This is a genomic window from Rahnella inusitata (assembly GCF_003263515.1).
Taxonomy (GTDB): Bacteria; Pseudomonadota; Gammaproteobacteria; order Enterobacterales; family Enterobacteriaceae; genus Rahnella; species Rahnella inusitata.
In genome coordinates, this window is record NZ_JYDE01000017.1 from 169,911 (window position 1) to 191,661 (window position 21,751).

General features: G+C 56.8%; 20 protein-coding genes and 1 riboswitch. Of the genes, 15 read left to right on the plus strand and 5 right to left on the minus strand.

Annotation, left to right across the window (positions count from 1 at the left end):
- Nucleotides 1-143 precede the first annotated feature (143 nt).
- From TU92_RS10630 to TU92_RS10640, 3 genes are read left to right on the plus strand one after another with little or no spacing between them, the layout of a single operon-like run.
- Nucleotides 144-1,520 carry a TolC family outer membrane protein gene (locus tag TU92_RS10630; RefSeq protein ID WP_112166951.1) on the plus strand — a complete coding sequence of 459 codons (1,377 nt, stop codon included), beginning with the start codon at nt 144-146 and terminating at the stop codon, nt 1,518-1,520.
- Between the two features lie 50 nt (nt 1,521-1,570).
- On the plus strand, nt 1,571-3,748 hold the full coding sequence (locus tag TU92_RS10635) for a type I secretion system permease/ATPase (protein WP_112166952.1): 2,178 nt from the start codon (nt 1,571-1,573) through the stop codon (nt 3,746-3,748).
- 17 nt (nt 3,749-3,765) lie between these two features.
- Nucleotides 3,766-4,935: a beta-barrel domain-containing protein gene (locus TU92_RS10640; RefSeq protein ID WP_112166953.1), complete on the plus strand. Its 1,170-nt coding sequence runs from the start codon at nt 3,766-3,768 to the stop codon at nt 4,933-4,935.
- Between the two features lie 107 nt (nt 4,936-5,042).
- Here TU92_RS10640 and TU92_RS10645 read toward each other — a convergent pair whose 3' ends face one another.
- Together TU92_RS10645 and TU92_RS10650 are read right to left on the minus strand one after the other, a co-directional pair.
- On the minus strand, nt 5,043-5,822 hold the full coding sequence (locus TU92_RS10645) for an ABC transporter substrate-binding protein (protein WP_112166954.1): 780 nt from the start codon (nt 5,820-5,822) through the stop codon (nt 5,043-5,045).
- A 51-nt stretch (nt 5,823-5,873) separates the two neighbouring features.
- Nucleotides 5,874-7,028, minus strand: a complete 1,155-nt coding sequence (locus tag TU92_RS10650; RefSeq protein WP_112166955.1) for a methionine aminotransferase — start codon at nt 7,026-7,028, stop codon at nt 5,874-5,876.
- A 156-nt stretch (nt 7,029-7,184) separates the two neighbouring features.
- On the opposite strand from TU92_RS10650, the gene TU92_RS10655 reads away from it, so the two are divergent.
- On the plus strand, nt 7,185-8,147 hold the full coding sequence (locus TU92_RS10655) for a LysR substrate-binding domain-containing protein (RefSeq protein WP_112166956.1): 963 nt from the start codon (nt 7,185-7,187) through the stop codon (nt 8,145-8,147).
- An 11-nt stretch (nt 8,148-8,158) separates the two neighbouring features.
- Here the strand turns inward: TU92_RS10655 and bioA are convergent, their stop codons facing one another.
- On the minus strand, nt 8,159-9,436 hold the full coding sequence (bioA, locus tag TU92_RS10660; RefSeq protein ID WP_112166957.1) for an adenosylmethionine--8-amino-7-oxononanoate transaminase: 1,278 nt from the start codon (nt 9,434-9,436) through the stop codon (nt 8,159-8,161).
- 137 nt (nt 9,437-9,573) lie between these two features.
- Here bioA and bioB point away from each other — a divergent pair, with 137 nt between their 5' ends.
- The 4 genes from bioB (at nt 9,574) to bioD (ending at nt 13,296) form a co-directional block, all read left to right on the plus strand.
- Nucleotides 9,574-10,611, plus strand: coding sequence for a biotin synthase BioB (gene bioB / locus TU92_RS10665; protein WP_112166958.1), 1,038 nt, complete (start codon nt 9,574-9,576; stop codon nt 10,609-10,611).
- A gap of 3 nt (nt 10,612-10,614) precedes the next feature.
- Nucleotides 10,615-11,766 carry an 8-amino-7-oxononanoate synthase gene (gene bioF, locus TU92_RS10670; protein ID WP_112166959.1) on the plus strand — a complete coding sequence of 384 codons (1,152 nt, stop codon included), beginning with the start codon at nt 10,615-10,617 and terminating at the stop codon, nt 11,764-11,766.
- Entirely contained in the window at nt 11,750-12,556 is an 807-nt protein-coding gene (gene bioC, locus TU92_RS10675; RefSeq protein ID WP_112166961.1) for a malonyl-ACP O-methyltransferase BioC, read from the plus strand. The genes bioF and bioC overlap by 17 nt, the downstream gene beginning before the upstream one ends.
- A gap of 62 nt (nt 12,557-12,618) precedes the next feature.
- Nucleotides 12,619-13,296, plus strand: coding sequence for a dethiobiotin synthase (gene bioD, locus TU92_RS10680; RefSeq protein ID WP_112166963.1), 678 nt, complete (start codon nt 12,619-12,621; stop codon nt 13,294-13,296).
- 18 nt (nt 13,297-13,314) lie between these two features.
- Here the strand turns inward: bioD and TU92_RS10685 are convergent, their stop codons facing one another.
- Nucleotides 13,315-14,025 (minus strand): ABC transporter ATP-binding protein, encoded by a 711-nt coding sequence (locus tag TU92_RS10685; RefSeq protein WP_112166965.1) that lies wholly within the window; start codon nt 14,023-14,025, stop codon nt 13,315-13,317.
- Between the two features lie 988 nt (nt 14,026-15,013).
- Between TU92_RS10685 and uvrB the strand changes: the two genes are divergently transcribed.
- The 3 genes from uvrB (at nt 15,014) to TU92_RS10700 (ending at nt 18,104) form a co-directional block, all read left to right on the plus strand.
- On the plus strand, nt 15,014-17,020 hold the full coding sequence (uvrB, locus tag TU92_RS10690; protein WP_112166967.1) for an excinuclease ABC subunit UvrB: 2,007 nt from the start codon (nt 15,014-15,016) through the stop codon (nt 17,018-17,020).
- Between the two features lie 77 nt (nt 17,021-17,097).
- A complete protein-coding gene (locus TU92_RS10695) occupies nt 17,098-17,481 on the plus strand; it encodes a VF530 family protein (RefSeq protein WP_112166969.1) in 384 nt (127 codons plus the stop codon).
- 98 nt (nt 17,482-17,579) lie between these two features.
- On the plus strand, nt 17,580-18,104 hold the full coding sequence (locus tag TU92_RS10700) for an isochorismatase family protein (protein ID WP_112166971.1): 525 nt from the start codon (nt 17,580-17,582) through the stop codon (nt 18,102-18,104).
- A 77-nt stretch (nt 18,105-18,181) separates the two neighbouring features.
- Here TU92_RS10700 and TU92_RS10705 read toward each other — a convergent pair whose 3' ends face one another.
- On the minus strand, nt 18,182-19,090 hold the full coding sequence (locus TU92_RS10705; RefSeq protein ID WP_112166973.1) for a gluconeogenesis factor YvcK family protein: 909 nt from the start codon (nt 19,088-19,090) through the stop codon (nt 18,182-18,184).
- Between the two features lie 259 nt (nt 19,091-19,349).
- A riboswitch (molybdenum cofactor riboswitch) is annotated at nt 19,350-19,505 on the plus strand.
- Here TU92_RS10705 and moaA point away from each other — a divergent pair.
- The 4 genes from moaA (at nt 19,495) to moaD (ending at nt 21,750) form a co-directional block, all read left to right on the plus strand.
- Nucleotides 19,495-20,481, plus strand: coding sequence for a GTP 3',8-cyclase MoaA (gene moaA, locus TU92_RS10710; protein ID WP_112166974.1), 987 nt, complete (start codon nt 19,495-19,497; stop codon nt 20,479-20,481). It overlaps the preceding riboswitch by 11 nt.
- 32 nt (nt 20,482-20,513) lie before the next feature.
- Nucleotides 20,514-21,026 (plus strand): molybdenum cofactor biosynthesis protein B, encoded by a 513-nt coding sequence (gene moaB, locus TU92_RS10715; RefSeq protein WP_112166976.1) that lies wholly within the window; start codon nt 20,514-20,516, stop codon nt 21,024-21,026.
- A 2-nt stretch (nt 21,027-21,028) separates the two neighbouring features.
- Nucleotides 21,029-21,508: a cyclic pyranopterin monophosphate synthase MoaC gene (moaC, locus tag TU92_RS10720; protein ID WP_112166978.1), complete on the plus strand. Its 480-nt coding sequence runs from the start codon at nt 21,029-21,031 to the stop codon at nt 21,506-21,508.
- On the plus strand, nt 21,505-21,750 hold the full coding sequence (moaD, locus tag TU92_RS10725) for a molybdopterin synthase sulfur carrier subunit (RefSeq protein ID WP_112166980.1): 246 nt from the start codon (nt 21,505-21,507) through the stop codon (nt 21,748-21,750). The genes moaC and moaD overlap by 4 nt, the downstream gene beginning before the upstream one ends.
- Nucleotide 21,751 lies beyond the last annotated feature (1 nt).

Here is a 21,751-nt window from a genome sequence, read left to right on the forward strand (position 1 = left end):
GACTTTGCTCCTCCCTCTGCGAAGGGGGAGGCGGGGACGGGGATTGCTGGCGACTGAGTCGCCAAACCCACACCCATCCCAACCTTCCCCTCGATAGGGGAAGGAGCAAATCCATCTATCGGCGTAATTAAGTGGTGTCGGTAATGAAAAATAAGACTGTGAAACGGCGAGCAGCCGTGTTGTTGGGCACCTTGTGCCTGACGGCTTTAACAGGGAACTTCGACGTATGGGCGGCTGACAAACAGCCGGAATTTAACTGGCAGGCAGCGCCGACGGAAGAGATGCGCGCCAGCCTGTCGTTACGTGATGCGATTTTGCGGGCGTTCGCGCGCAATCCGCAAATTGCCGAGGCGGCGGCGCAAATTCGCGTCGGCAACGGCAATCTTGATGAAGCCAAAAGTGCGTGGTATCCGCAGATTTCCCTGCAGGGAACCGCGGGCAAATCTCACCAGACGGACTCGGCGGGCAGCCTGAGCAATAACGCCTCCGCCGGGATCCAGCTGAGCCAGTTGCTGTACGACTTTGGTCGCACCGGCGGCAGTATCGATCAGCAGGAATACCTGTCTGACTCCTATCGCTATTCCCTCTACAGCACCATGACCGACGTCGCGCTCAGCACGATGCAGGCCTATCTGTCTGTCAAACGCTACCAGGCACTCAGCCTCGCGGCCCGCGATAATATTGTTTCTATCGAACGTGTGAAAGACACCGCCAGACTGCGCGCCGATGCCGGGCTGAGTTCGCAGTCCGACGTATTGCAGGCCGAAACCCGCATCGCCGGGATGCGCGCCACGGTTGAACAGTACCGCGCCCAGCAGCGCTCGGCGCAGGCGCAGCTGACGGTACTGACCGGCGTGGTCTCCGATAATCTGCCGGATCTGCCGCAAAGCCTGCTGGATCAGAAAGTCACCCTCGACAAAATCCCCTATGAGAACAGCACGCTGGTTCGTGCGGCGCAGGCCAAGCAACAGGCGGCGATCCAGCTGGTCAATCAGACCGAGGCGCAGCACTGGCCGACGTTGAAAATTCAGGCCGGTCGCACCCGTTACGAAAATACCGGCGGTGGCGGTTCCTACTGGGACGATCAGGTGCAGCTGGCGGTAGATGCGCCGGTGTATCAGGGCGGCGCGGTGAGCGCCAAAGTGCGCGCGGCGGAAGGCCAGCGTCAGGCGGCGCAGGCGGACGTGGAAAAAGCCAAGCTCGACATTAACCAGAAAGCCTCGACCGCCTACGCCGACATGATAGGCGGCCAGCAGCGTCAGGTGGCGGGCGAAGAACAGTACGGCAGCGCCACGCACACCCGCAGTGTCTATCAGGACGAATACAAACTTAGCAAACGCAGCCTGAACGATTTACTCAGCGTCGAACAAGACGTTTTTCAGGCTGACACCATGCGCATCGGCGCACTGTATGACGGATGGGACGCCACGGTGCGCTACGCCGCAGCGGTGGACAATCTGGTCGATATGTTAGGCATCGACCGCCAGAAACAAACCGGTGACACCATCCCGTCGCTGTAAAGGTCAGGCACGACGGGAATGACCCAGAAGCATTCGATAACGAGGTTGAAATGAGTAATGAGACAGCAACACCTTTGTCGATAGACGTCTGGATAAGCGCCATGGGGCGCGTGGCCGAATCCTTCGGTAAACCAGCCGATCCGCTTTATCTTCGCCAGCAAATGCGCTGGTTCGAACATCAGCCATTGCGCCGTCAGCTCGATCGCCTCAGCGGTCTGATGGGTTTACAGGTCGGCATGGTCAGCTGGAGTCAGGTGCGCTGGCGCCAGGAAGTCTTGCCCGCCGTGGTCACGCTGAAACAGGGTGGCATTGCGGTACTGGAAAATCTGCATGATGACGGCACGGTCGATTACTGGCTGAGCGACGGCGGCGATTTACTGCGCTCGATGGAACTGGCGACGATGCTCGAACAAAGCTCCGGCCCGGTTTTCTTAGTCGGCGTGGCACCGCGCGGGCGCGATCAGCGCATCGACCAGTTCGTGCAACCGCACCGCAAACACTGGTTCTGGGAAAACTTCCGTGGTTCAGGGCGGAAAATCGCCGAAATCTCACTGGCCTCAATCATTGGTAACGTGCTGGCGCTGGCCGGCATTCTGTTCTCGATGCAGGTCTACGACCGCGTTATTCCGGCGCAATCTTTCCCGACGTTGTGGGTGCTGTTTTTCGGCGTGGTGCTGGCGGCGGGGCTGGAATATATCATCCGCCTGATGCGCACGCTGGTGTCTGATCTGATGGGTAAACGCATCGATCTCAAAGTTTCCTCGCTGTTTTTTGTGCGGGCGATGAACATCAAAAATGATGACCGGCCAAAATCCACCGGTTCCTTTATCTCTCAGCTGCGCGAAATCGATCAGGTGCGCGAACTCCTCACCTCGACCACCGTCAGCGCTGCCGCTGACATGCCGTTCGTGCTGCTGTTCCTTGGCATTATGTTCTTTATCGGCGGCCCGCTGGTGATCATCCCGCTGCTGGCCATCCCGCTGATCGTCATTCCCGGCATTTTGATCCAGTGGCCGATGGCCAAACTGGCGAAAGAGGGGATGCGTGAAAGTGCGCTGCGCAATGCGGTACTGGTGGAAACGATCGAAGGAATCGAAGACATCAAAGCGTTACAGGCTGAAGCCTACTTTCAGCGTCAGTGGGAACAAACGCATGAAGTGAGCGCAGCGGTCGGCATGAAGCAGCGTCTGTGGGGCGCGCGCCTGACCGGCTGGGCGTCGACGGTGCAGCAGCTGACCTACGGCGGCATGCTGGTGTTCGGCGTGTATCTGGTGCTGAGCGGCGATATCACCACCGGTACGCTGGTGGCCTGCAGCATGTTGTCATCGCGCACCATCGCGCCGCTGATGCAGCTGACCATGGTGTTCTCGCGCTGGCAGCACGCCAAAAGCGCCATGCACGGGCTGGATGAATTGCTGAAAAAACCCATCGACCGCCCGGCAGATGCCGAGTTGTCGCACTGTCCGACGCTGAGCGGCCACTTCAACGTACGCAATCTGCAATATACCTACGATAAGGAGAATGCGCCGAACGTGCTCGGCATCGGCCAGCTGGAGATCAAACCCGGCGAGCGCGTGGCGATCCTTGGCAAAGTCGGCGCGGGGAAATCCACGCTGCTGAAACTGCTCTCAGGCCAGGCCAGCCCGTCGCAGGGGAAAATCCTGATCGACGGCGTGGACATGACCAAAGTCGAACCGGCCGATATTCGCCGCCAGCTCGGCTATCTGTCGCAGGATTCGCGCCTGTTCTTCGGCACGCTGCGGCAGAACCTGATGCTCGGTTATCCGCACGCCAGCGATCAGGAAATGTTGCAGGCGCTGCGCATCAGCGGCGCGCTGTCGATGGTGCAGGCCGACGCCTCCAGCCTCGATAAAGTGATTAATGAAGGCGGGCGCGGGCTTTCCGGCGGCCAGCGGCAAATGGTGATGCTGAGCCGCTTGATCCTGCGTAATCCGCAGGTGGTGCTGCTTGATGAACCGACGGCGTCGATGGATGAAGCGCTGGAAGAGTACGTGATCCGCCAGCTGCATACCTGGCTGGTGGGACGGACGCTCATCGTCGTGACGCACCGTCCGGCGCTGCTCAAGCTGGTGGACAGAATTGTGGTGATGGACAACGGTCGCGTCGTGGCCGACGGGCCGCGCGACAAAATTCTGGCGACCGCCGCCAGCAATACGCCTGTACCTGCCGTTGCGGCAGCCACTGACAACCGACAAGGCGCAGCCTGAGCTGCTGAGGACACCGCATGGCACATTTGACATTGCATGATGAGCTGGAAGCCGAAGGTCGCAAAGTCTCGTGGATTATCTGGGCATCGCTCGCCAGCCTGCTGATCTTCTTCATCTGGGCCCGGTTCGCGGTGCTCGATGAAGTGACGGTCGGTACCGGCAAAGTAACGCCATCGAGCAAAGCGCAGCAGATAGACTCCCTCGACGGCGGCGTGATTTTAAAACTGCTGGTACAGGAAGGCTCGGTGGTCAATCGCGGACAGCTGCTGGCGCAGCTTGATCCGACCCGATCGCGGTCCAACTTCGGTGAAGCGGCATCGCGGGTGCGCACGCTGCGCGCCTCCTCCGAGCGCCTGAGCGCCGAGCTGACCGGCGCGCCGCTCAAATTTAGCCTGGAAACCATGAAATCGCCGGAACTGGTGGCGCGTGAGCGTCAGCTCTATTTGTCGCGCAAGCAGAACCGCGATGAAACAGTCAGCAATCTCCAGCAGTCACTGAAACTGGTGAACGACGAAATCAATATGACACAGCCGCTGGTGGCCAAAGGCGCGGCGGGGCAGGTGGAAGTGATCCGCCTGAAACGTCAGGCCAGCGAACTGCGCGGAAAAATCGACGATGCGATTAACCAGTATGCAGTGCGCGCGCGCGAGGAGCAGGTGAAAAACAACGCCGATCTGGATGCGGAAATGCAGGTAATGGCCGGCAAGGAAGATCAGGTGACGCGCTCAGAGCTGTATTCGCCGGTGCATGGCATCGTCAAAGACATTCAGGTCTCCACCGTCGGCGGCGTGTTACAACCTGGCGGCAAGCTGATGGAAATCGTTCCTATCGAAGACCAGTTGCTGATCGAAACCCGCATCAACCCGCGTGACATTGCCTATATCCGTCCGGGTTTACCGGCCACGGTGAAAATATCGGCCTACGATTCGTCGATTTATGGCGATCTCGAGGGCAAAGTCGAAGGCGTATCGCCGGACACTTTGCAGGATGAAGTGAAGCGCGATCAGTACTATTACCGGGTTTACGTGCGCACCGACAAAGCCTTCCTGACCAACAAAGCCGGTCGTCAGTTCCCGATCGTACCGGGGATGGTGGCTAATGTGGATATCAAAACCGGTCAGAAAAGTGTGCTGGATTATCTGATTAAACCATTGAATAAGGTGAAGGAATCACTGAGGGAACGTTGAGATCTGCGGCTGAGGGGTATCTGGTTTGCTCCTCCCCCTTCGCAGGGGGAGGAGCAAAGCAAACCAACTCAGTAACTTCTTTAAAAAGGGTGAGATGGCGCGATCTTTTACTTCACACTCACATCAATATCCCCGAAGTATTTCTTCGACAGCGTTTTCACGGTGCCTTCCTGCTTAACCTTCGCGATGGCTTTATCGAGTTTTTCTTTGGTGGCTGTATCACCTTTGCGCAGGCCGAAGGCGATGCCGCTGCCGAGGATTTTATCGTCACGCACTGCGTCGCCGACAAATCCGTAATCTTTACCGTCAGGCCGCGACAGGAAACCGGTCTGACCGGCCGGTGCCAGCACTAAAGTACCGTCGAGGCGGCCGGAGGAGAGATCCAGATAGACTTGGTTTTGATCCTGATACGAGACGACATCGACGCCTTTCGGTGCCCAGTGGGCCTGGGCGTAACTTTCCTGAATCGAGCCTTGCAATACGCCGATATGTTTACCTTTGAGCGACGCCACATCAGGCAGCAGGCCGGAATCTTTTTTGGCGATAAGTTTGCTCGGGACGCGGTAAATCACGTCGGTGAAATCAATCGCCTGACGGCGTTTCTCAGTGACGTTCATGGCCGAGTTAATGGCGTCAAATTTACGTGCCTGCAATCCTGCAATCAGGCTGTCGAATGAGGTATCCACCCAGTCGCATTTCAGGCTGGCGGCGGCGCAGACGGCATTGCCCAGATCGATATCAAAACCCTGTAATTCGCCGGTGGCACTCTTAGATTCAAACGGCGGGTACTGTGCTTCCAGACCAAACTTCAGCGCAGAACCGTCGGCCAGTGCGGAAAAGGAGGCCACAGCGCAGCCTAACAGCAATGCGATTTTCAATTTTTTCATTATTCACACTTCCCCAGCGTTATGTTGACAGATAAAAGTCAGTGAAAAGGCTCAGACGCGACACAGACGGCGGGCGCCTTCATACAGCGTGTCGTTATCTTTTGCGAAACTCAGGCGGATAAGCCCTGTAGGTTTGTTATTGCTGTAAAACGCCGACAGCGGAATGGTGGCTATCTGATGATCACGGATCAGACTCAGCACAAATTCGTCGTCGGATAGCGGGCTGAAATGGCTAAAACGCGCCAGCATAAAGAAGCTGCCACGGCTGGGCAGTAATTCAAACCGGGATTCACTGAGCGCATCGGCCAGTAAATCACGTTTTTGCTGATAAAAATCCGCCAGGCCGAGATAACTTTGCGGATCGGCCATCGCTTCGGCGAAGGCGACCTGCATCGGCGTATCGGCGGAGAACATCATAAACTGATGCACTTTGCGGATTTCACTCATCAGTTCAGCGGGCGCAAGGCAGTAACCCACGCGCCAGCCGGTGACGTGATAGGTTTTGCCAAATGACGACACAATCACGCTGCGCTCGGCCAGCTGCGGATGGCAGGCCATGCTCTCATGGCGTTCGCCGTCGAACACCACGTGTTCGTACACTTCATCGGACAAAATGATGATGTCGGTGTTTTCGGTCAGCGCGGTCAGACGTTCGATGTCGAAATCGGTAAAGATCGCGCCGGTCGGGTTGTGCGGGCTGTTGATGATGATCATCCGCGTGCGGCTGTTAATGGCGCTCGCCACCTGATCCCAGTCGATGCTGAAATCATCCATCGACAGCGCAATCGCCACCGGCTTCGCGCCCTGCAAGCGGACAATCGGCGCGTAGCTGTCAAACGAGGGTTCGAAGTAAATCACCTCATCGCCCGGATGCACCAGCGCGCTGATGGCGGAATACAGCCCTTCGCTGGCGCTGGCCATCACCGTGACTTCGGCGTCGGCATCGTAATGGCAGCCGTAGAGCGCATCGACTTTGGCCGACAGCGCATGGCGCAGTGCCGCCACGCCGCTCATTGGCGCATACTGGTTATGACCTTCGCGCATGGCTTTAGTCACGCTGTCGATAAGTGACGGCTGACAGGAGAAATTCGGCGCGCCCTGTGACAGGTTCAGGGCATTGTGCTCGGCGCTCAGCTGGCCAATCACGGTGAAAATCGTGGTGCCGACGTCGGGTAATTTTGACTGCGGTAACAGTGCGCTTTTCATAGCAGGCTTCCCAATAAATCAGGCCAGACGGCCATAAGCGGGTTAAAACGGGTGTTCAACGATTAAGCAACAGTTCCCCTGTGCCGACAATAGAAAATTTGTCATACTCGGCATGATCACAGGTCATGGCTTAATGACGATTTAACCGAGGTGAATGTGGCCCTTTCTTCCGAGTTGTCCCATCTGAATGCCCTGAATTTACCGTCACTCAATGTGCTGAAAACCTTTGCCGTGGTGGCGCAGACGCTCAATCTGACGCACGCCGCGACGCTGCTGCACATCACGCAGGGCGCGGTCAGCCGGCAGATAACCGGGCTGGAAATGTCGCTGGGCTATCCGTTGTTTTTACGCCAGGCTCGCGGGCTGACCCTGACTCCGCGAGGCGCACAGCTGTTACCGCCGGTGCAACAGGCGCTGGCGCTGATGGGCGAGGCGCTAAAACGCGTCGGTTCGCACCCGGACACGCTGCGCATCAAATGCCCGACCTGTTCGATGCGCTGGCTGTTGCCGCGGGTTATCCAGCTGCAAAACGACCGGCCTGATATGCGCATCGAGTTAACGGCGTCCATTGCGCACGGTGTGGATTTCAGCAATGAGCATTTTGATGCGGCGGTAATTTTTGGTCGCCCCCCTGAATCCCAGCGGCGCGCGCATCATTTGTTTGATGAAGTGCTGACGCCGGTGTGTACGCCGGACTTTTTGCCTCGGCACAACGGGCGCACGGACGTGAGTGAGTTAGCGGATAAAACCCTGCTGCACCCGACGCGGGATCGCCGCGACTGGCTGATGTGGTTGCGCGAAGAGGGCGTGCAGAGCCTGCCTTCAGCCAAATCGCAGCATTTTGATACGCTGGATCTGGCGATCAACTCGGCGTTGCAGGGTTATGGCGTGGCGATTGGCGATCTGACACTGATCGAAGATGATTTGCAGGCGGGGAGGGTGATCGCGCCATTCCCGCTGTGCGTGGCCAGCGGCGCGGCTTATACGCTGTTGTATCCGGAAAATCCGACGCCCGCGCTGACGGTGGCAATTGACTATCTCACCGAAGAAGCGCGGCTCAGCCGTGAAAAGCTGAGCGCGCTGCTTTCAACGTCACATCGCCTGGTCAGCGCGGTGTAATTAAGCCCGGATCAGTACAACGCGCGGAGCGCACTGGCCATCGCGCCGGTCAACTGGCTCAGTTCGGCGGGCGAAATGATGTACGGCGGCATCAGATAAATCAGCTTGCCGAACGGGCGGATCCACACGCCTTCGGCGACGAAGTGTTTCTGCAACTGCGCCATGTTCACCGGCTCACGCATTTCCATCACACCAATCGCGCCCAGCACGCGCACGTCCGCCACCGCCGGGTGTTCCGCCAGCGGCTCCAGTTCGGTTTTCAGCTGCTTTTCGATGCTAAACACCTGTGCCTGCCAGCGGTTTTCCGAGAGTAAGCGCAGGCTGGCGTCGGCAACCGCGCAGGCCAGCGGGTTGCCCATAAAGGTTGGCCCGTGCATGAAGCATCCGGCCTCGCCGTTGCTGATGACTTCCGCCACGTGGCGGGTGGTCAGGGTAGCGGAAAGCGTCATGTAGCCGCCGGTCAGGGCCTTGCCGAGGCAGAGAATATCCGGTGAAATTCCCGCATGGTCGCAGGCAAACAGCTTGCCGGTGCGGCCAAATCCGGTGGCGATTTCATCGGCAATCAGCAGTACACCGAAGTCATCGCACAGCTCGCGTACCCGCTTGAGGTAAGTCGGATGATAAATCCGCATTCCGCCCGCGCCCTGCACCACGGGCTCTAAAATCACGGCGGCAATTTTGCGGTGATTCTCTTCCAGCAAGCGGGCGAACGGCGCGATATCCGCTTCATCCCATCCCCCGCCGAAACGGCTTTGCGGCGCATCGGCAAACAGATGCTGCGGCAGATAGCCCTGATACAAACTGTGCATCGAATTTTGCGGATCGCATACCGACATCGCGCCGAAGGTATCGCCGTGATAGCCGTTGCGCAGCGTCAGCAGCGTCTGACGTTTCTCGCCGCGCGCCTGCCAGTACTGCATCGCCATTTTCAGTGCGACTTCCACCGCGACCGAACCGGAATCAGCCAGAAACACGCATTCCAGCCCGGCAGGGGTCATCTCCACCAGACGTCGTGACAGCGCAATGGCCGAAGGATGGGTGATCCCGCCGAACATGACGTGCGACATTTTGCCGATTTGCTCGACCGCCGCCTGATTCAGCTGCGGGTGGTTGTAACCGTGGATCGCCGCCCACCACGAGGACATGCCGTCCACCAGCTGGCGGCCATCAGCGAGATGCAACATCACGCCACAGGCCGATTCGACCGGATACGCGGGCAGCGGTTTGGTCATGGAGGTGTAGGGATGCCAGATATGGCGCTGGTCGAACTCGAGATCGGCGGGGGTCATAAAAGATTCCTGCGGGTGCAAAGTTGTAAACTAAAAAATATAATTATCGTTGACCGTAAACTAAAACGAATCGAGAATGGTTGACAGTATACCGACCATAAAAACGTTCACGAAACATTTATTTTGGAGTTGTCGCGATGACCACCCGCACCCAATGGACGCTTGAGAAGACTCAGGCACTGTTTAACAAACCTTTCCTTGAGCTGATGTTCGAAGCTCAGCAGATCCACCGTCAGCACTTTGATCCGCGCCAGGTTCAGGTCAGTACGCTGCTGTCGATCAAAACCGGTGCCTGTCCGGAAGACTGTAAATATTGCCCGCAGAGTTCCCGTTACAAAACCGGGCTGGAGTCCGAACGTCTGATGGAAGTTGAACAGGTGCTGGAATCGGCGCGTCAGGCGAAAGCCGCCGGTTCGACCCGTTTCTGCATGGGCGCGGCGTGGAAAAACCCGCATGACCGTGACATGCCCTACCTCGAGCAGATGGTGCAGGGCGTGAAAGAGATGGGAATGGAAACCTGCATGACGCTCGGTTCACTGAACACCACGCAGGCGCAGCGTCTGGCCTCCGCCGGGCTGGATTTCTACAACCATAACCTCGATACCTCGCCGGAATTTTACGGCAGCATCATCACCACCCGCAGCTATCAGGAACGTCTCGATACGCTGGCGGAGGTGCGCGGCGCGGGCATTAAAGTCTGCTCAGGCGGCATTGTCGGCCTTGGCGAAACGGTCAAAGACCGTGCCGGTTTACTGATGCAGCTGGCGAATCTGCCGGTGCCGCCGGAAAGCGTGCCCATCAACATGCTGGTGAAGGTCAAAGGCACACCGCTGGCGGATAACGACGACGTCGATCCTTTCGATTTTATCCGCACCATTGCCGTGGCGCGCATCATGATGCCGCAATCTTACGTGCGCCTCTCCGCAGGCCGCGAGCAGATGAGCGAGCAGACCCAGGCGATGTGCTTTATGGCCGGTGCCAACTCGATCTTCTACGGTTGCAAACTGCTGACCACACCCAACCCGGCGGAAGACAAAGATCTGATTCTTTTCGGCAAACTCGGCCTCAATCCACAGGTGTTCGAAACGGAAATGGGCGATAACCAGCAGCAGGCCGCGCTGGCCGAACAGCTGGTTCACGCCGATACGCCGCAATTCTACAACGCCGCCGTCTGACCGATGAGCTGGCAAACGCGGATCGATGCCGCGATCTCCGCCCGTAAACAGGCCGCCGCGTTTCGCGTGCGTCAGCCTAACCGTGGCGGCAGCGCGCGCTTTCTGACTCAGGGCGACCTGCGTTATCTGAATTTTTCGGGTAACGATTATCTCGGCCTGAGTCAGGACGCTGCGGTGATCGCCGCGTGGCAGCAGGGCGCGCAAAAATATGGCGTGGGCAGCGGCGGTTCCGGGCACGTTACCGGTTACAGCGATGCACACGCTGAGTTTGAGGAGCAACTGGCCGCGTGGCAGGGATATCCGCGCGCGCTGCTGTTTATCTCCGGCTTTGCGGCCAATCAGGCGATTCTGGCGGCGCTGATGCAAAGCGAAGACCGCGTGCTGGCGGATAAACTCAGCCACGCGTCTTTGCTGGAAGCCGCTGCGCACGCACCGTCGCAGCTGCGGCGTTTTCATCACAATCAGCCGGATTCTCTGCAAGGGCTGCTGGAAAAACCGGTGACCGGTGAGACGCTGGTCGTGACCGAAGGGGTATTCAGCATGGACGGTGATGCCGCGCCGCTTGCCGATTTGCACCGTTTGTCGCAGGCGCACGGCAGCTGGCTGATGGTCGACGATGCCCACGGCGTCGGGGTGACGGGTGAACAGGGGCGCGGCAGTTGCTGGCAGCAGGGCGTCCGCCCGGAGCTGCTGGTGGTGACGTTTGGCAAAGCGTTCGGATGCAGCGGAGCGGCGGTGTTGTGCGATGACGCAACCGCCGACTATTTATTGCAGTTCGCCCGCCATCTGATTTACAGCACCGCGATGCCCGCCGCGCAGGTCTGCGCCCTGCAGGCCTCGCTGGCGCGGATCCAGCAAGACGACGGTCTGCGTGATAAACTGGCTGCCAATATTGCCCGTTTTCGCGCGGGTGCCGCCGGATTGCCTTACCGGCTGACCGGTTCACAGACCGCGATCCAGCCCGTTATTGTGGGTGAAAATCAGCCCGCGTTGGATCTGGCGGCAAGGTTGCGCGAACGCGGGTTGTGGGTCAGCGCCATCCGTCCACCGACGGTGCCGCCGGGCAGTGCGCGGTTGCGTATCACCCTGACGGCAGCGCACAGGCCGGAAGATATCGATTTTTTGCTGGAGTCCCTTCATGGGTGCAGTCACTGAATTAGTGAATAAACAAGCGGTGGCCGATGCGTTCAGTCGCGCCGCCATCAGTTATGAAAATGCCGCGCAATTGCAGCGCGATGTCGGGGAGGAATTACTCTCTCTCGCCGCGCCGTATCTGAAAATGCATGAGCTTGACGGCGTGAAAAACACCGTGGTGGATGCGGGCTGTGGCACCGGCTATTTTAGCCGTCACTGGCGGGCGCAGGGCAATCATGTCATCGCGCTGGATCTCTCCGAGGGCATGTTAACGCGTGCCCGCGAGCTGGATTCTGCCGACGAGTATGTGCCCGGTGATATCGAGCGTTTGCCGTTCGCCGACAACTCCATCGACATCTGTTTCAGCAATCTGGCCGTGCAGTGGTGCAATGCGTTGCCGCGCGCGCTGGAAGAAATGCACCGCGTCACCCGCAACGGCGGGCTGGTGATTTTCTCCACGCTGGCTGAAGGTTCGCTCAACGAACTGGCCGCCGCCTGGATGAAAGTCGACGGGCGCCGCCACGTGAACAAATTCCTGACGCCGGACAAAATCGCCGAAGCCTGCGCGCCGTATCGCCATGAAGTCACTTTCAGCGATCACATCGCCGAATTCCCCGACGTGATGTCGCTGATGCGATCCCTCAAAGGCATCGGTGCAACGCACATTAAAAATGGTCGCATCGGCGGACTGGGCGGGCGCGAACGCCTGCAATTGCTGGAAAAACATTACGTCCGCCGCGACGGCATCCTGCCGCTTAACTACCGGATGGTCTACGGCATTTTGCAGGTGGAAGAACTGATCCCGCGTTAAAAAGCGCCACTCCTTGCGCAGGGGAGGCGGCCAAACCAACACCAGGCACTTAACGACAAAAAATGAAAAAATATTTTATTACCGGCACCGATACCGAAGTCGGTAAAACCGTCTCGACCACTGCTTTTTTACAGGCTGCCGCGCGCGCCGGGCATACCACCGCCGGATACAAACCGGTGGCATCCGGCAGTGAAATGACTGCCGAAGGGCCACGCAACAGCGACGCGCTGGCATTGCAGGCGTTCAGCACCGTAGGGTTGCGCTATGACGAAGTGAATCCGTGCACCTTTATCGAACCGACCTCGCCGCACATCGTCAGCGAACTGGAAAAATGCCCGATCGACCCGGCGGTATTATCGGCAGGGCTGCGGCATCTCGAACCGCTGGCGGACTGGGTGGTGGTGGAAGGCGCGGGGGGCTGGTATACGCCGCTGACCGCAGAATTCACCTTTGCTGACTGGGTGGTTGCCGAGCAGTTACCGGTGGTGCTGGTGGTCGGAATGCGCCTTGGCTGCATCAATCACGCCGTGCTGACCGCGCAGGCCATCACGCAGAGCGGATTACAGCTGGCGGGATGGATTGCCAACGACGTTCAGGAAACGGGGAAGCATCATCAGGCCTACATGGATACGCTCACGCGTATGCTGCCTGCGCCACTGCTGGGCGAGATCCCGTACCTGAGTGCCGGGCCGGACGTCAATCTTGGGCAATATCTCGATCTCGGCCGCCTGAGTCACTAAAACCGTCAAAAACAGGCATCAGAAGGTCAGATAGTTTTTGACCAGCGTATCGTCGAGCTGCGCCAGTGTGCCCTGCGCGACGTTTCGCCCGCCATCCACCAGACAGAACCGGTCAGCGACGCTGCGGATAAACGGCAGCTTATGGCCGACCAGCAGCAGCGTCAGGCCGAGATCGCGATTAAGCCGGTGAATGATGTTCCCCATATTCGCCGCCATGGCCGCGCTGGTGTGTTCGGTCGGCTCATCAAGGATCAGCAGTTCCGGCTGCTGAACCAGCGCCCGGCTGATCGCCAGTTGCTGTTGCTGACTCTCATCAAGCTCACCCGCCTTGCGGGAACCCATCTCCTTAAGTACCGGAAAAAGGTCGTAGACCTGCTCAGGCACGCGACGCGTCATATTGCGGCTGGACATCATGGCAATTTGCAGATTTTCATCAACGCTCATCTGCGAAAAGATCTGCCGCCCTTGTGGCACGTAGCCAATCCCCATTTGCGCCCGGCTTTCTACCGGCAAATTGAGCAAACTTTGCGGTTCTTCATTAGCGGACTGCCAGAAAATCGCGCCACTCTTGACCGGAAGATGCCCCATGATGCAGTTAATCAGCGTCGTTTTACCGACGCCGTTTCGCCCGATTAAACCGGTGCATTGCCCGCGGTAAAGTTCGAGATTGATATCCCACAAGATATGTTTTTGACCGTAATACTGATTAACCGATTTTACACTTAACATCAGACCTCCCTCGCTCACGGAGCGTTCCGCTGAACATCACTTTGACGGCCACTGTCATTTTTCTGACATTTTTATTCCACTGTTCACGCCTTCTGCAGGGGAATGCTTCATAAAATCTCTCACAGCAGGGAATTTGCAACTCTCAGGCCAAGTTTCATAAAGTGCAGCAAAAAGAGAAGTTAACAGGCTGTTAACGCGACTCGGGGCAGGGATTTCGGATTATTCATAAGCGTTGCTCAGGTTTTGATATCGCTCACGGTGCATATGGAGAATAGCGCTGCACTTTGCCAGTGCCGGTCCCCCTGATTTTGGTGCAAAGGATCCGGTGCGCGAATGTTCAGAGATCCTTTAGAACGGCCTTATTAATTTTTGCAAGGAACATCCACGCTGAAATCTAGGCAAAATAGGCATATATAAGGAGATAAAAAAGATAAAAAATAACTAAAAAAGACCACTAAGTCGCTCCGGGAGCCCGAATGATGTTTTTTACCAACTCCCGCTGTATGCGGCGTGCTGTGAGTTATCCACTATTCCTGTGGATAACCTTGTGCATGAGAGTGAGAAAAGATGCTACAGACGAGACGGGACGCGGGTTGTGCTCGGTTTGCCCGAATTCGCGGCTTTTTAGCGATGTTCTTTTTTATCAACGGGTTAGTTAAAAGCAATATGGCCGCAATTCGTTCGCACTGACAGTGTCAGTTTTCGTCAACCTGTGGTCAGTAAGTTAACAGAGGATAAATTTCGGTGATAAATGTCATCTGATGGTGAAAATAAGCTTTTCCCGATAACCTAAAAAAGTGCAGGTACGCCAACCGGTTAAACACTGTGTGATGAATAGTCATTGGAGGCTGGTTTTATATACAGTAATATAGGGGCGGTAAAAATCAGCAGTGGCAAAAACGCGGAGTCTTCCATACTGATCCTCCGCCCCAGGTCCTGTTTTTGCCAATGGTCTTTTGCGTTTTCTTCTTCAGTCAGGTAGCCCGTCATGAGTAAAGTGTTCAAACTGCATTCCGAATTTAAACCGTCAGGCGATCAGCCTGAGGCGATCCGTCGTCTGGAAGAAGGGCTGGAGAACGGTCTGGCGCACCAGACGTTGCTTGGGGTGACCGGCTCTGGCAAAACCTTTACCGTGGCGAACGTCATCGCTGATCTCAACCGTCCGACGATGGTGCTGGCGCCCAACAAAACCCTGGCGGCGCAGTTGTACGGCGAGATGAAAGAGTTCTTCCCGGAAAACGCCGTTGAATACTTCGTTTCTTACTACGATTACTACCAGCCTGAGGCGTATGTCCCGAGCTCGGACACTTTTATCGAAAAAGATGCCTCGGTGAACGAACACATCGAGCAAATGCGTCTTTCTGCCACTAAAGCCCTGCTGGAACGCCGCGATGTGATCGTGGTGGCGTCGGTATCGGCGATTTACGGTCTGGGTGATCCGGATTTGTATCTCAAAATGATGTTGCACCTGACCAAGGGCATGATCATCGATCAACGTTCGATCCTGCGCCGTCTGGCCGAGCTGCAATATGCCCGCAACGATCAGGCTTTCCAGCGCAGTACATTCCGCGTGCGCGGTGAAGTGATCGACGTTTTCCCGGCGGAATCGGACGATCTGGCGGTGCGCATTGAGCTGTTCGATCAGGAAGTCGAGCGGCTATCGCTGTTTGATCCGCTGACCGGTCAGGTTCAGCATGAAGTGCCGCGTTTCACCATCTACCCGAAAACACACTACGTTACCCCGCGCGAACGTATCGTGCAGGCGATGGAAGATATTAAGGTGGAACTGGCCGACCGTCGCAAAGTGCTGCTCGACAATAACAAACTGCTGGAAGAACAGCGCATCAGCCAGCGCACGCAGTTTGATCTGGAAATGATGAACGAGCTGGGCTATTGCTCCGGCATCGAAAACTATTCGCGCTACCTGTCCGGACGTGGCCCTGGCCAGCCGCCGCCAACGCTGTTTGACTATCTGCCAGCCGACGGCCTGCTGATTGTCGATGAATCCCACGTCACCATTCCGCAAATCGGCGGGATGTACAAAGGTGACCGCTCGCGCAAAGAAACGCTGGTGGAATACGGTTTCCGTTTGCCGTCAGCGCTCGATAACCGTCCGATGCGCTTTGAAGAATTCGAAGCCGCCGCGCCGCAGAGTATTTACGTCTCCGCCACGCCAGGCACCTACGAGATGGAAAAATCCGGTGGCGATGTGGTGGAACAGGTGGTGCGTCCGACCGGTCTGCTCGATCCGCTAATTGAAGTGCGTCCGGTGACCACTCAGGTTGATGACCTGCTGTCGGAGATACGCAAACGCGTTGCCGTGAACGAGCGTGTGCTGGTCACCACGCTGACCAAACGTATGGCTGAGGATTTGACCGAGTATCTGGAAGAACACGGCGAGAAGGTACGTTACCTGCACTCTGACATCGATACCGTGGAGCGCGTGGAGATCATTCGCGATTTGCGTCTTGGCGAATTCGACGTGCTGGTCGGCATCAACTTGCTCAGGGAAGGGCTGGATATGCCGGAAGTGTCGCTGGTGGCTATTCTTGATGCGGACAAAGAAGGCTTCCTGCGTTCTGAACGCTCGCTCATCCAGACCATTGGCCGTGCGGCGCGTAACCTCAACGGTAAAGCCATTTTGTACGGCGATCGGATCACCAAATCTATGGCGAAAGCCATCGAAGAGACCGAGCGTCGCCGCGCCAAACAGGAACAGTACAACCTCGAAAATGGCATCACGCCGATGGGGCTGAACAAAAAGATTTCCGACATTCTGCAACTGGGTCAGCCTAAGACCAAAAAGAACAAAGACAAGCGCGATGCAGAAGCGGCGCAGACCTTCAAATCCCTTACGCCAAAAGCGCTGGAGCAACGCATCAAGGAGCTGGAAAGCAAGATGTATGCGCATGCGCAGAATCTGGAGTTTGAAGAGGCGGCCAATACCCGCGACGAACTGCATGCCCTGCGCGAACAGTTTATCGCCGTGTCGTAAACCCTCAGGCGCGCGGTGTCAGCAGCGAACAAAAGTGCTAGACTGCGCGCCCTGAATTTTGTTGAGCGAGCTTGCTGATGACTGATACACCACAAAACCCCGGTGCGGCGAAAGATCCGTTGCACGGCGTCACGCTGGAAAAACTGCTGACAACGCTGGTGGACAACTTCGGCTGGCCGGCGCTGGCTTCGCAGGTGAACATCAACTGTTTCAAAAGCGATCCAAGCGTGAAATCCAGCCTGAAATTCCTGCGCCGTACGCCCTGGGCGCGCAAGGAAGTCGAAACGCTGTATCTGGATTTCATCGAAGGCCATCTGCGACCGGACATGAGCCGCAGCAAACGCCGCACGCCGCTGTCTGAAGTCAAAGCGCAAAAGCCAAAAGTCAGCACCGCCAAACCGGCTGCCGACAGTCCGTGGAACGATCATCCGTTGATGAAAAAACAAGACGATCCATCCTGATAAATTCATTGTTATCAGCCTGTGAAAAAGCTCCGCATTGTGTAAAGTGATGCGGGGCTTTTTTCATTCTTTGGATGTGATTTTGGAGGGAAAGGATTGTGGCAGAGCAAAACGTACTGATTGTGGTTGATATGCAAAATGGTGTGTTTGAATCCGAACGGTATGATCGTGTCGGACGTGCTGCACTGATCAATCAGCTGATCGACCGGGCAGGGCGCGTCATTTTCATTCAGCATGCCGAAGGAGAAATGACCGAAGGCAGCGCGCTGTGGGATATTTTACCGGAGCTGCATCGCCCGGAAGGCGCAATCTCTGTCACCAAAACCGCCTGTGATTCCTTCTACCGCACGACACTGGAATCTGTTCTCAAAGAACTGGATACCGCGCGTTTTACGATTTGCGGCTGCGCCACCGATTATTGTGTCGATACCACCATCAAAGTCGCGGCCAGCAAAGGCTACGCGGTGACGGTGGCGTCGGATGCGCATACCACCGGTAACCGCACCCACGTGACCGCGCAGCAGCTCATCGCTCATCATAACGAAGTCTGGGAAGGGCTGTCGGTGCCGGGCAATCCGCTGACGGTGAAAACCACCGCGCAGATTCTGGCGGACTGGCTTTAAGCCATTGCCCGCAAAAATGACAAAGGCCGCATTGTGCGGCCTTTGTCATTTTATGAAGCAGGTTTTGAAGCAGAATGTTACTTCATCTTTTGCAGCGCTTCTTCCAGCGCCATGCGTAACATTTCGCGGTCATGGCGGTAAGGAATATCGCTGGCTTCCAGCGGGCTCTGAATAATCAGATGTTCAGCAGCGCTGTTGCCGACCTGTACTTTTGGCCCGACGATCGCCGCATCGGCACGGCGGCCAATGCGTTTCTCAATCATGTCCAGTTTGTTGTCCAGGGTCAGCGAGGCGGCGGCGACGCTCAGCTCTTTCCCCAGATTGCCAATGTACACAATGTGCGCGCGGCTGCGGCGCAGGGCAGTGGTGAGATCGTTCATCAGCAACAGCGGCATCAGGCTGGTGTAAAAACTGCCGGGGCCAATCAGGATCAGGTTGGCTTCGGCAATCGCCTGGATCGCCTCGCGGGTGGCGGGCACCTGCGGCTCCAGCAGCAGTTCGCGCGGTATTTTCTGCAACTTATCGACATTCACTTCGCCGTGCACACGTTCGCCGTCCGCATCAATCGCCGTGAGATCGACCGGATCTTCGGACATCGGGATCAGCTCCGCGTCCACTTTCAGCAGACTGCGCACCAGGTTGATCGCTTCCAGCGGGCGCACGGTCAGGTGATCCAGTGCGCGCAGCATCAGGTTTCCGAGGTTGTGTCCGTCCAGTTCCCCCTGACCGCTGAAGCGATATTCAAACATCGCCGAGGCCAGGCTCGGTTCAGTGATCAGCTGGTTCAGGCAGTTGCGCATATCACCCCACGCGATGCCGCCCACCGAACGGCGGATGCGGCCGGTTGAACCGCCATTATCCGTCGTTGTTACAATGCCTGTCAGACGCGGCCCGAGCGAAGAGAGCGAAGACATCACGCGGCCAAGCCCGTGGCCTCCGCCGAGTGCCACCACCCGATCGAGGTCAGCGAGAGTACGATTGCGCATAAGTTTCCTTGTAAGACGGGGGAGCACGGGAGGCTGAAATTTTATCCGGGGATTTTACCTAATTTTGCAACAGGATGTTATCAATTAGCCTTCCTGAAACAGTTTTTCTACATCGCCGCGTTTATCGTTGAAAATGCTGCGTTTTGCATCGAAAAATCGTTATATATCAAAATGCATAACGAAAAACCACCTTGGCGATCCGGACTTTGCGGCGTTAGAATATGCGCCGTTACCCGAATTCATGGCTTCTGCAAAGAAAGAAATGAATCAACTCCTAGCCTTTGCGCCTAAGTTGCTTTCTGACGATAGTCCCACAGAAACAATATGGTGCTCTGGCCGTGACGAACGTCACCAGGGTGCATGGCAGAAATGCCCGCATCTCCCGTATTTGGAAAGGTGTAAAGGTGCTTCAACTTACTGATGCTTTTGCCCGCAAGTTTTATTACCTGCGGCTGTCGATCACTGACGTGTGCAATTTTCGTTGCACCTATTGTCTGCCGGATGGCTATAAGCCGCACGGACACAGCAATAAAAGCTTTCTCTCGCTCGATGAAATCCGTCGGGTCAGCCGCGCGTTCGCTCAGTTAGGAACGGAAAAAGTGCGCCTGACCGGTGGCGAACCGTCGCTGCGCCGCGACTTCTGCGAGATCATCGCCGCCGTGCGCGAAAACCCCTCCATCAAAACGCTGGCGGTGACCACCAATGGTTATCGCATGGCGCGTGATATCAGCAAATGGCGCGATGCCGGGCTGACCAATATCAACGTCAGCGTCGACAGCCTCGATGCCCGCCAGTTTCATGCCATCACCGGGCAGGACAAATTCCGTGAAGTCATGGAAGGTATTGATGCCGCCTTTGACGCTGGTTTCAGCAAGGTGAAAGTCAATACCGTGCTGATGCGCGACGTCAATCACGCCAGCCTCGGCACGTTCCTCGACTGGATCAAAACTCGCCCGATTCAGCTGCGTTTCATCGAACTGATGGAAACCGGTGACGGCGGCGATCTGTTCCGCAAGCATCACGTCTCCGGCGAAGTATTGCGCGAACAGGTGTTGCGTCAGGGCTGGCAGTTGCAGACTCGTTCGCGCAGTGACGGTCCGGCACAGGTGTTCAGTCATCCGGATTATCTCGGCGAAATCGGCCTGATCATGCCTTATGAAAAAGACTTTTGCGCCAGTTGCAACCGCCTGCGCGTGTCAGCGATCGGCAATCTGCATTTGTGTCTGTTCGGCGAGCATGGGATCCCTTTACGCGATTTACTGGCTGACGATATGCAGCAGGAAGACCTGATGGATCGTATTCAGGGCGGACTCAGCCGTAAAAAACAGACTCACTTCTTGCATGAAGGCAATACCGGTATTACTCAGAACCTGTCGTTTATCGGCGGCTGAAACCGGCACCCAATAGTTTAAGGAGCAAACTGATGAGCAAGGCCAGCAAAGAATTTTTGCCGTTATCCGTGGCTGTCATGACGGTGTCCAATCGCCGTACCGACGCGGAAGATACCTCCGGGCATTACTTGAAAGAGGCGGCGACTGAAGCCGGGCATCATGTCGTCGCGCAGCACATCGTGAAAGAAAGCATTTACAGCATCCGTGCAGTAGTTTCCGCGTGGATTGCAGATGAAAAGATTCAGGCGATTTTGATTAATGGCGGCACCGGTTTTAACGCTGGCAACAACACGCCGGAAGCCCTGAAGCCGCTGTTTGACCGCGAAATCGAAGGGTTTGGCGAACTGTTCCGTATGGTGTCGTTTGAAGATATCGGTACCTCGACTATTCAGTCGCGTGCCATCGCTGGCATCGCCAATCAGACCGTGATTTTCGCCATGCCGGGTTCCACCCGTGCATGCCAGACGGCCTGGGAAAACATTATTGAAGCCCAGCTTGACGCCCGCCAGGGTCCGTGCAATTTCACTCCACATCTGAAGAAATAAGCATGTCAGAACTTACTCATATTAATGCTTCCGGCGACGCCCACATGGTGGACGTCTCCGGTAAAGACGACACCGTTCGTGAAGCCCGTGCCGAAGCCTTTGTTGAAATGGCCGAAAGCACGCTGGCGATGATCATCGGCGGTAATCACCATAAGGGTGACGTGTTCGCGACCGCGCGGATTGCTGGTATTCAGGCAGCGAAGAAAACCTGGGATCTGATCCCGCTGTGTCATCCGCTGTTGCTGACCAAGGTGGAAGTGAATCTTGAAGCGCAGCCAGAATTTAATCGTGTACGTATTGAATCCCTCTGCCGCCTGAGCGGTAAAACCGGCGTCGAGATGGAAGCGCTGACCGCAGCATCTGTCGCCGCGCTGACGATTTACGACATGTGCAAAGCGGTGCAGAAAGACATGGTGATTGGCCCGATCCGCCTGCTGCAAAAAAGCGGCGGGAAATCCGGCGATTTTAAGGCGGAAGCATGATCGAGATTTTATTCTTCGCGCAGGTGCGTGAAATTATTGGCACCTCGGCGCTGCAATTACCGGCGCAATTCCCTACCGTCGACTGTCTGCGTAACGCCCTGACGGCGCGTGGCGACCGCTGGGCGCTGGCGCTGGAATCCGGCAAATTGCTGGTGGCGGTAAATCAGACGCTGACCGATATGGCGCATCCGCTGAAAGCGGGGGACGAAGTGGCGTTCTTCCCGCCGGTCACCGGAGGCTGAG

Bases quoted from the DNA above. Each gene is read 5' to 3' on its own strand.
- TU92_RS10685 (WP_112166965.1), bottom strand. From the start codon at position 14,025: ATGTTAAGTGTAAAATCGGTTAATCAGTATTACGGTCAAAAACATATC.
- bioF (WP_112166959.1), top strand. From the start codon at position 10,615: ATGAGCTGGCAAACGCGGATCGATGCCGCGATCTCCGCCCGTAAACAG.
- bioC (WP_112166961.1), top strand. From the start codon at position 11,750: ATGGGTGCAGTCACTGAATTAGTGAATAAACAAGCGGTGGCCGATGCG.
- TU92_RS10695 (WP_112166969.1), top strand. From the start codon at position 17,098: ATGACTGATACACCACAAAACCCCGGTGCGGCGAAAGATCCGTTGCAC.
- moaD (WP_112166980.1), top strand. From the start codon at position 21,505: ATGATCGAGATTTTATTCTTCGCGCAGGTGCGTGAAATTATTGGCACC.
- moaB (WP_112166976.1), top strand. From the start codon at position 20,514: ATGAGCAAGGCCAGCAAAGAATTTTTGCCGTTATCCGTGGCTGTCATG.
- TU92_RS10635 (WP_112166952.1), top strand. From the start codon at position 1,571: ATGAGTAATGAGACAGCAACACCTTTGTCGATAGACGTCTGGATAAGC.
- bioA (WP_112166957.1), bottom strand. From the start codon at position 9,436: ATGACCCCCGCCGATCTCGAGTTCGACCAGCGCCATATCTGGCATCCC.
- moaC (WP_112166978.1), top strand. From the start codon at position 21,029: ATGTCAGAACTTACTCATATTAATGCTTCCGGCGACGCCCACATGGTG.
- TU92_RS10645 (WP_112166954.1), bottom strand. From the start codon at position 5,822: ATGAAAAAATTGAAAATCGCATTGCTGTTAGGCTGCGCTGTGGCCTCC.
- bioD (WP_112166963.1), top strand. From the start codon at position 12,619: ATGAAAAAATATTTTATTACCGGCACCGATACCGAAGTCGGTAAAACC.
- uvrB (WP_112166967.1), top strand. From the start codon at position 15,014: ATGAGTAAAGTGTTCAAACTGCATTCCGAATTTAAACCGTCAGGCGAT.
- bioB (WP_112166958.1), top strand. From the start codon at position 9,574: ATGACCACCCGCACCCAATGGACGCTTGAGAAGACTCAGGCACTGTTT.
- TU92_RS10640 (WP_112166953.1), top strand. From the start codon at position 3,766: ATGGCACATTTGACATTGCATGATGAGCTGGAAGCCGAAGGTCGCAAA.
- TU92_RS10650 (WP_112166955.1), bottom strand. From the start codon at position 7,028: ATGAAAAGCGCACTGTTACCGCAGTCAAAATTACCCGACGTCGGCACC.
- TU92_RS10630 (WP_112166951.1), top strand. From the start codon at position 144: ATGAAAAATAAGACTGTGAAACGGCGAGCAGCCGTGTTGTTGGGCACC.
- TU92_RS10705 (WP_112166973.1), bottom strand. From the start codon at position 19,090: ATGCGCAATCGTACTCTCGCTGACCTCGATCGGGTGGTGGCACTCGGC.